Annotated in this window: 10 protein-coding genes; all 10 read right to left on the bottom strand. The window is 66.9% G+C overall.

Annotated features, from left to right (window positions below; translation table 11 throughout):
• On the bottom strand, window positions 1–545 hold a 545-nt coding region (locus NTX40_02610; GenBank protein MCX5647979.1), incomplete at its 3' end, for a 4Fe-4S binding protein.
• A 3-nt stretch (window positions 546–548) separates the two neighbouring features.
• Window positions 549–941 (bottom strand): monovalent cation/H(+) antiporter subunit G, encoded by a 393-nt coding sequence (gene mnhG, locus NTX40_02605; protein ID MCX5647978.1) that lies wholly within the window; start codon window positions 939–941, stop codon window positions 549–551.
• A complete protein-coding gene (locus tag NTX40_02600; protein MCX5647977.1) occupies window positions 934–1,215 on the bottom strand; it encodes a cation:proton antiporter in 282 nt (93 codons plus the stop codon). Before NTX40_02600 ends, mnhG begins: the two co-directional genes overlap by 8 nt.
• Window positions 1,212–1,697, bottom strand: coding sequence for a Na+/H+ antiporter subunit E (locus NTX40_02595; GenBank protein MCX5647976.1), 486 nt, complete (start codon window positions 1,695–1,697; stop codon window positions 1,212–1,214). The genes NTX40_02600 and NTX40_02595 overlap by 4 nt, the downstream gene beginning before the upstream one ends.
• Window positions 1,694–3,295 (bottom strand): proton-conducting transporter membrane subunit, encoded by a 1,602-nt coding sequence (locus NTX40_02590; GenBank protein ID MCX5647975.1) that lies wholly within the window; start codon window positions 3,293–3,295, stop codon window positions 1,694–1,696. The genes NTX40_02595 and NTX40_02590 overlap by 4 nt, the downstream gene beginning before the upstream one ends.
• A gap of 4 nt (window positions 3,296–3,299) precedes the next feature.
• On the bottom strand, window positions 3,300–3,674 hold the full coding sequence (locus tag NTX40_02585; GenBank protein MCX5647974.1) for a sodium:proton antiporter: 375 nt from the start codon (window positions 3,672–3,674) through the stop codon (window positions 3,300–3,302).
• Window positions 3,671–4,153 (bottom strand): cation:proton antiporter, encoded by a 483-nt coding sequence (locus tag NTX40_02580; GenBank protein ID MCX5647973.1) that lies wholly within the window; start codon window positions 4,151–4,153, stop codon window positions 3,671–3,673. The genes NTX40_02585 and NTX40_02580 overlap by 4 nt, the downstream gene beginning before the upstream one ends.
• A complete protein-coding gene (locus tag NTX40_02575) occupies window positions 4,137–4,832 on the bottom strand; it encodes a DUF4040 domain-containing protein (protein ID MCX5647972.1) in 696 nt (231 codons plus the stop codon). Before NTX40_02575 ends, NTX40_02580 begins: the two co-directional genes overlap by 17 nt.
• Before the next feature lie 64 nt (window positions 4,833–4,896).
• Window positions 4,897–6,906, bottom strand: a complete 2,010-nt coding sequence (locus NTX40_02570; GenBank protein ID MCX5647971.1) for a proton-conducting transporter membrane subunit — start codon at window positions 6,904–6,906, stop codon at window positions 4,897–4,899.
• Between the two features lie 124 nt (window positions 6,907–7,030).
• Window positions 7,031–8,587, bottom strand: a 1,557-nt coding sequence (locus NTX40_02565; protein MCX5647970.1) for an NADH-quinone oxidoreductase subunit C, incomplete at its 5' end; no start/stop codon positions are given.

Below are 8,587 nucleotides of genomic sequence, written 5' to 3'. Positions count from 1 at the left end.
CGGTCGAGGGGGCGCTCGGGATCGCGCGGCGGCCCGGTCTCGACGAGCCCCAGTTCGCCGTCCGCGAGGAGGATCAGGGTGGGGTTGGCGTATCGTTTGGCGCCGAGTTGTTCGGCGACCCAGAGGAGATGGTCGCGTGCGCCGATTGTTGCGCCGCAGACCTCGCAGAGGACGAGTTCTTTTTCGACGGATTCGACGCAGGCAGAGCGGTCGAAGGTGGCGAGGTCGTATTCGGTGGAGAGGCGGACGCCTTTTTCGGTGGTGCAGTTGAGTTCGCATTGTCCGCAGAAGATGCAGGCGCCGTAATTGAGGTCGAGGCGTCGCATGGGGGGGTGGGCGGCGGGGTCGTCGGTGACGAGGATGCACTGGCTTGGGCAGACCTCGGCACAGGCGCAGCATCCGATGCAATCGTCCTCGTAGAACTTCGGTTTGCCGCGGAAGGCGGCGGGCGGCTCGTAAGGCTCGGCGGGGAACTTCGTGGTGGCCGGGCCGCGAAGGAGGGCCTTGATGGCTTCGCCGAGTTCGCGCAACTTGGGTTTTTTCATGTGTCAGACTCCCGGAGTCTCGTCCGGCTCGCTGCATTCGGCGGGCGGGCGTTCGGGGTGAATGTCCTCGCCGTAGCGGTCGATGACGCTCTTTTCCCAGAGGCGTACGCCGGAGCGGTAGGCGCCGCGGGCGATGGCGTGTGCGGCGACGGGACTGGTGAGGAGGAGGAAGACGGCGCAGAGGACGGCCTTGGCGCCCATGGCGGTGATGCCGGCAGACCCGCCCCAGGCGCCGACGAGGACGCCGAGGAGGATCATGCAGGTGCCGAGGGTGACACACTTGGTGGCGGCCTGGAGGCGGTTATAGACGTCGGGGAGGCGCACCAGGCCTATGGTGCCGAAGAGGTTGAAGGCCAGGCCGATGCCGATGATCCATTGGGCGGCGAGTTCATTCATCGTAGTAACGGCCCTCCAGGTATTTCGCCATCGCGATCGTTCCGATGAAGGACAGGAGGGCCCAGGCGATGGCGATGTTCATGTAGAAGTCCTGCCCGGTCCATAGGGCCATCACGCAGCAGAAGCCGACGATGAGGGTTCCGAGGATGTCGATGGCAACGGTGCGGTCGGGGGCGGTGGGTCCTCGGCTGATGCGGTAGAGGCAGAGGAAGGAGGCGAGGGTGAGCGCCGCCATCGCGACCATGAGAAACTCGAACGGCAAGAGGGAGGTCATTCGAAGATCCTCCTGATGAGCCTTTCGAAGGGTTTGACGATTTCGGCGGTGTGCTCGGCCTCCGTCTCGCCGCAGACGTTGATCCAGTGGATGTAGAGGTCCTGTCCGACGATGTCGACGGAGAGGGTTCCGGGTGTGAGGGTGATGGAGTTGGCGAGGATGGTCTTGGCCATTTCGCTCTTGAGGTCGGTCCTAACGCGGACGATGCCGGGGCGGATGGGCATGTCGGGATGGAGGACGCGGTAGGCGACGTCGAGATTCGCCTTGAGGCAATAGTAGAGGAAGTAGGGGATGTAGAGGAGGAGCCAGAACCATCGGACGGGGTTCAGGCCCTTCTCGGGGTTTTCGGGATAAATCTGCGCCAGAAGCGTGGAGACGAGGAGGGCGAAGAAGACGCCGGCAGCGACGTCGGGCAACACGAGCGACCAGGTCAGGAGGAGCCACAGGGCGAACGTGAAGAGGAAACAGAGGAGTTGTTTCATGGGACCCTCCCGGCGGCGTCGAGTGCGACGGTCGAAGGTTCAGCATCGGAGGCAGGCGGCAGGGGCACGGCAGCCTTGAGGACGGCAACGGCCGGGTTCACGAGGCGCTCTCGGACGGGCGGAAGGAGGAGCAGTGCGCTCGCCAGACAGAGCACCGCGAGGAAGACGGAGGCGAAGCACATGGCGAAGGGGACCTCGCGGGCGCGTGCGGTCGCCTCGGACGGTTCACCGCCGAGCACGGCGCGCTGGACCTTGGCGTAGTAAACGAGGGTGACGACGGCGACGGCGACGGCGAGGACAGCGGGCAGATAGAAGGCCCAATGGCCGCCGACAGCCATCTGCACCAGGACGATAATGATGATGAGTTTGGACCAGAACCCTCCGAAGGGCGGTACGCCGCTGATGGCGAGGGCGCCCGCGCGGAGGCTCCAGGCGGTGACGGGCATCCGCCGACCGAGGCCGCCGAGTTCGGCGAGGAGGCGCGTGCCGGTGGCCTGCTCGACGGAGCCGCTGCAAAGAAACAGGAGGCTCTTGAAGACGGCGTGGTTGGCCATGTGGAACAGGCCGCCGAAGAGCGCAAGTCCGGCGACGGGGATAAGGGCGGGGTGCGCCGGGGCCCAGGCGAGGGCGACGACGCCCGCGCCGATCGCCAGGACGACGTAGCCGACCTGGCTGATGGAGGAATAGGCGAGGAGGCGCTTGAGGTCGACTTGGCCGATGGCCAGAAGCGCGCCGAGGACCATGGAGAGCGTGCCGAGGACCACCAGGATGATGCCGAAGACCTCGGCTCCGGCGAAGACGGAGAAGACGAGGCGGCAAAGACAATAAACGCCGCAGGCCTTGATGAGGAGTCCGGAGAGCATGGCGGAAATCGGCGCGGGGGCGGAGGGGTGCGCGTCGGGGAGCCAGGCGTGGAACGGGACCAAGGCGGCCTTGAGGGCGAAGCCCATGAGGAGAAAAGCGGCGGCAAGGTAAACGGGGACCGTGAGACCTCCACTGGCGCGAAGGGCCTCGGCGATCTTGGCGAGGTTGAGGTGGCCGGTGACGTTGTAGACGATGGCGATGGCCACCAGGATGAAGGTGCTGGCGATGGACCCGAGGACGAGGTACTTGAAGGCGGCTTCGAGTTCGTCGGCCTCGGTGCCGAAGGCGACGAGGGCGTAACTGGCGATGCCGGCGACCTCGAGGAAGACGAAGAGGTTAAACAGGTCGCCCGCGAGGACAACGCCGTTCATCCCCGCGAGCAGGAGCATGAAGAGGCCGTAGAAGAGGCCCGGATTGGTGTAATGGGTCATATAGTCCATGCTGAATACGAGGACGAGCAGGCTGATGAGGGCGACGAGAAGGACAACGAGTTTCGAGAGGCCGTCGGCGACGAGGCTGACGCCGATGGGGAAGTCCCAGGCGCCCATCCAGTAGGGCGGCGTCTGGGCGTCGGGAAGGAGGACGAGGCGGACGGCGAGGACAAGGACGCCGGCGACCATGAGAATCGGGAGAACGGCACTGGCGCGGCCGGGACCGAAGAACCGGCCGAGAACGGGCATGAGAAAGCCGCCGGCGAGCGGGATGGCGACGAAGAGCGGCAGGAGATTTTCCAAGGCGTTACCCTCTCAGATTTCGCATGCGTCCCGTGTCGAAAGTTCCGTACCGGTCGTAGAGGCGAATGGCGATGGCGACGACCAGGGCGGTGACGCTCAGGCCGATGACGATGCTCGTGAGGATGAGGGCCTGGGGCAAGGGGTCGACGGCGCGAGCGGCGATGTCGGCCGGCGTAAGGTCGGGCGTCAGGATCGGCGCCATCGGCGCCCCGCCGCCGACGACGCGATAGCCGACCAGGACCAGCAACAGATTCACGGCATAGTCCATAATGAGCAGGCCGACGATGACCTTGATGACGTTGCGTTTGGCGACGAGGGCATAAATGCCCACGACGAGGAGGAGGAAGGCCAGGAGATAGGGGAGCATGTGCAGGGTCATCGCTGAGCCTCCGAATCAAGGCGTCCCGCGTCGGGGACCATGAGCCGCTGCTCGCCGCGACGCCGAAAGAGCGCGAGGGCCAGGAAGACGCCGAACAGCCCGGCCCCGACCTTCACGCCGATCGCAAGGTTCGAGATGGGGATGGTTCCGGCGCTCAGGAGGTTGCCCGGCGTGCCGAGCAAATCCGGGAAGTTGGCGAAGAACGCGCCGGCGTTCGGGGCGAGGTATCCGAACAATGCCACGCCGAGAAAGGCGAGCGCCCCCGCGGCGTCGCTGGCGCGCACGACCTCGTGCGAGATGACCTCGCGGCTGAACCGTTCGCCGAACGCCAACACCACCAGGACGAGGGCCCCGGCGACGATGACGCCGCCGGCAAATCCGCCGCCCGGCGTCACGTGGCCATAGAGAACGATGTACGCGCCGAAGAGGGCGATGAAGCCCGCGACGAGGCGCGTCGTATTTTTAACGATCAGGCTCATCCCGCGCATGCGAGTGCCTCCCAATGCGGCGAAGAACGGCGTAGGCGCCGAGGATGGAGACGAAGATGACCGTCGCCTCGCCGAGCGTGTCGTAGCCGCGATAATCCAGGACGATGCCCATGACGTAGTTGGCGGCGTGGGTCCGCTTCAGGCCTTCCTGGAGATACGCGCCGCCGATGCTTTGGGGAATGGTTTCCGGCCTGTCGGCCCCCTCGATCCCGGCGCGCCGGGGACTCGGGGCAGGCTCGGCGCCGGCGGGCGCCCCCGCGGGAGCCATTGCGGCAGCCGGGCCGATTTCATTCAGGAGCGGGTTGCCGAACGGCCGCATCTGGAGCCCCGCCCCGCCCGACGCACCGAGGGCCCAGAAGACCACGGCCACCAGGATGCCGAGCACCAGGAGCACGGAGCCGACGGCGAGGGTGGAGCGGCTGGTGGCGTGGGTTTCGTCGCGCCGGGTGATGACGACGCGCACGAGGACCACGAGCACCAGGATTTCGACGACGACCTGGGTGATGGCGAGGTCCGGGGCGCCGAGCAGGAGAAAGACGACGCTGAGGGCGAAGCCGACGGCCCCGACCGAGATCACGCTCGACAGAAGGCCCCGCGTCTCGATCGCCACCAGCGACCCGACGACCATAAAGCCGATCAGCACCAGGAGCAGGATCAGCAACGGATCCATCGCACGTGCTCCCTTCCGGTCCGTTTTTCTTTCCAACCTTCCCGCGCCGCCGCAGGAAGAGCGATCACCGATTCAACGCCAGCACCAGCACAAGCACCATGAGGCCGACGAGCACCCAACTGGTGTAAGCAGCCAGGACGCCCGTGTGCCAGGCGCGCAAGCGTTCGACGAGCGTGTGGCCGTAGTGTCCGCTGAGGCGATAGACGTCGAAGACGCCGGCCGACGCGTCGCCGAAGAGTCCGCGAAGCCCCGGGAGACGCCGGATGGTCTCGTAAAAGTGGGTTCCCGAGACGTGCCACTGAGCGTCGCTCGAGGCGTCCTCGCCGCCGACGAAGGTGGAGACGATGCGGACCTTCATTCCCCGGCTGAGGACGTAGAACCCGAGGCCGACGGCGACGCCGATGAGGATGAGGCCGGTCGCAAGCGTCGGATCCCAGAGGCCCATGAACGGCCGAGCGGGATCGAGGCGAAGTTCGATGGCCGACCCCGCCACGCCGACGGCCGAAGTCCCGATGCCGACGGACGCAGCCGCCGGGAGGATGAGCCGCTCGACCGCCCACCCGCCGAAAACGCCCAGGCCGACGCAGGCGAGCGCCAGCACAACCATCGGGACGGCCATGGCGAAACTCTCGCGGGGCCGGTCGTCGGCCGGCACCGCCGAGCCGCGCGTCCCGAGAAAAACCGAGTGCAGAACCTTGACGAAGGAGGCGAGCGTCAGGGCCGACCCGAACACCGCTGCCACCAGACAGGCTGTTCCGAGCGGCGTGTTCAACCCCAGGGCTGCCTGGTACACGAGCCACTTCGAGACGAAGCCGTTCAGCGGCGGAACGCCGGAAATGGCGAGGGCCGCGACAATCGAACAGACGAACGTCACGGGGAGCACGCGCGCCAGGCCGCCGAGGCGGTCCAGGTCCGTCGTGCCGGCGACGCGTTCGGCTGCGCCGGCGCCCAAAAAGAGGGCGCATTTGTAGAGGCTGTTGTTGAGCATGTGGAAGAGGCCGCCGGCGAAGGCGATGGCGGCGATGGCCATGGCAGCCGGCGGAACGGGCGCACCGCTCAGGCGCGACGGCGCGAGCGCCGCCGCCGCTATCCCCATCCCCAGCACCATGTAGCCGACCTGGCTGACGGCATGGAACGCGAGCAGCCGGCGCAGGTTGTGCTGGATCATCGCCATGAAGACCGCGCAGAGGATCGTCGCAGCCCCGATGACCATGAGGACCGTTGCCAGGGCCGGGCCGATGGCGAACGTCTCGAACGTTAGGCGCGCGAGCAGGTAGATGCCGAGGAGTTTGTCGAGCGCGGCCGGGAGGAACGCAAACGCGGGAATAGGCGCGGCGTCGCTGGCCGACGGAATCCAAGTGTGAAGCGGCATGGCGCCGGCCTTGGCGAGGGCGGCGGCGACCATCAGGAGATACGCGACGACCGTGAGCGGCGCGTCGGCCGCGACGTGCGTCCCGCCGATGGCGAGGGCGGGCGTCAACCGGCCGGCGCCGAGCAGCAGCACGACGCCCAGGAGGAGACACGCGTCGGCGAAGCCGAGCACGGCGAAGGTCTTCATGGCGCCCGTGCGGGATTCGGGGCCGCCCATGCCGATGAGCAGGTACAGGAGGACCGTGGCGATCTCCCAGGCGACGAGGAGAACGATGAAGGTGTCGGCCAGCGCCGCGGCCATGACCGCCGCAAGGCCCCAAAGGAGGTAGGCGAAGAAGACGGGCTCGCGGGCGTGTCCGGCCATCGCGCGCATGCTGTAGAAGACGACCAGGAGCGCGATGCCCGCCGCCGCCAGGACGATGAGCGACGAAAGACCGTCCGCGCGGAACGCCGCCGACAGGTTCACGACACCGAGGTCGATGCTCTGCGCCGCGGCCGCGGGGGCCGGCGGCACGCGCCAGAGGTTCACGGCGAGAACGAACGTCCAGGCGCAGGCGACGGCGGCGACGATCTTGGCGACGGTCGCAAGGACGCCGAGCGCCCCGGCCGACCGCCGCGCGGCCCAGCCGAAAAGAATCCACAGGGCCCAGATACCGGCGCCGGCCGCGAGCGGAATTCCCAGCAGCCAAGCATACGCTTCCATGCGTGCTCCCTACGTAGTACTTTTAAAACCCGTCACGCACCGTTTGCAAGCAAACGGTGGCACCCGTTTATTGGGTCAAAGCCCTAATCCCGGGTGCCACGGATTGCTCGCAATCCGTGCCCCCCTACGCCTCTCGCCTCAGTTGCCGCGTGCGTTCCTGGCTCATTCGGATAAGGTCGTTCATCCCCCAGAGCGGTTTCCCGCTCGTGGCATCGTAGGCCCGCGCCATGCGCTCGGTGCACGAGTAGCACGGGTCGACCGCCGCGAGGACAAGTGTCACGTCGGCGATGTGCTGACCGATGCAACTGGAGCGGAAGGACGGGATGTTGACGTAACTCGGGGCGCGGATCTTGTGGCGGACGGGCCCGGGGCCGCCGTCGCTCCGGACGTAATGGAACGTCTCGCCGCGCGGCGCCTCGTAATGGCCGCACCCTTCGCCGCGCGGAATCTCGTCGACGCGCGTCTGGATCGGCCCCTCGGGAATCTGGTCGAGGCACTGCTCGATGATCTTGCAGGACTCGAAGCACTCGAGGCATCGGACGACGGCCTTGGCGAAGACGTCGCCCGATTCCTGGACGATGACGTTCCACTCGACGCGGTCGTACGTGCCGAGCGGATCGTCGCGCCGCACGTCGATAGGGACGCCGCTCCCGCGGGCCGTCGGCCCCGTGACGCCCCAGCGAATCGCGTCCTCCTTCGAGAGAACTCCCACGTTCTTCAGCCGCGCGTGCAGCACCGGATCGTCGAGGACCGCCTTGGTGAGCATCTCGGTGGGCTTCTTGATGGAGTCCACGGCCTTGCGGATGGCGGGGTACAGGTCCGCCGGAATGTCGCGCCGCACGCCGCCGATCGTGTTGTTCGCGTAGTGGATGCGGCTGCCGGTCGTGAGTTCCAGGATGTCCATGATCGGCTCGCGGTACTTCCACGCCCACATCCAGACGGTGTTGTAGCCGAGGAAATGGCCGGCCAGGCCGAGCCACAAAAGGTGGCTGTGGAGCCGCTCGAGTTCCGCAACGATGGTCCGCAGGTACTCGGCGCGCGGCGGGGCCTCGATGCCGCAAATGTTTTCGACGGCACGGACGTAGGCCCAGGGATGGCTCGCCGAACAGATGCCGCAGACGCGCTCCACCAGGAACGGCACCTGGTCCCACGTCATGCGGGTCGAGAGTTCCTCGACGCCCCGATGGTTGAACCCGAGCCGCACGTCCATGTCGACGACCGTCTCGCCCTCGCAGTAGAGTTGGAAGAACTCGGCCTCTTCCTGGAGGGGATGGAACGGCCCGACGTTGATAAGCATCTGGCCGGGCTTCAGCGGCTTCTCCGGCCGATAGGTCGGGTGCTTTTCCTTTTTGACCGGCGCGCCGGCCCACTCGTTCGTTTCGCGCCGGCCCAAGGCGTCCACCTTCGGGACCTTGAACCCTCGGCGAAGCGGATGGACGCCCTCGGGCCAGTTGTCCGCCAGGATGAGTCGGCGCATGTCCGGATGGCCCAGGAACTCCGCACCCAGGAGGTCGTGCATCTCGCGTTCGATCCAGTCGGCCGCGGGCAGGTCCTGGCCGACCGAATCAATCGCCATCGCCGGCCGGGCCGCCAGGGCCTTCACCGTCACGACATACGTGTCGGCATCGAGGCACCAGTGGTAGAGGATGTCCAGCCCATCGCGGACGTCGATGCCGGTGAC

The organism is Planctomycetota bacterium, assembly GCA_026387035.1.
Classification (GTDB): Bacteria; Planctomycetota; Phycisphaerae; order FEN-1346; family FEN-1346; genus JAPLMM01.
This window is presented reverse-complemented; position numbering and strand designations above follow the sequence as displayed.

What these genes read in the sequence shown, in the direction of transcription:
- mnhG (MCX5647978.1), bottom strand. Translation starts at nt 941, where the DNA reads ATGAATGAACTCGCCGCCCAATGGATCATCGGCATCGGCCTGGCCTTC.
- NTX40_02600 (MCX5647977.1), bottom strand. Translation starts at nt 1,215, where the DNA reads ATGACCTCCCTCTTGCCGTTCGAGTTTCTCATGGTCGCGATGGCGGCG.
- NTX40_02595 (MCX5647976.1), bottom strand. Translation starts at nt 1,697, where the DNA reads ATGAAACAACTCCTCTGTTTCCTCTTCACGTTCGCCCTGTGGCTCCTC.
- NTX40_02585 (MCX5647974.1), bottom strand. Translation starts at nt 3,674, where the DNA reads ATGACCCTGCACATGCTCCCCTATCTCCTGGCCTTCCTCCTCCTCGTC.
- NTX40_02580 (MCX5647973.1), bottom strand. Translation starts at nt 4,153, where the DNA reads ATGAGCCTGATCGTTAAAAATACGACGCGCCTCGTCGCGGGCTTCATC.
- NTX40_02575 (MCX5647972.1), bottom strand. Translation starts at nt 4,832, where the DNA reads ATGGATCCGTTGCTGATCCTGCTCCTGGTGCTGATCGGCTTTATGGTC.
- NTX40_02570 (MCX5647971.1), bottom strand. Translation starts at nt 6,906, where the DNA reads ATGGAAGCGTATGCTTGGCTGCTGGGAATTCCGCTCGCGGCCGGCGCC.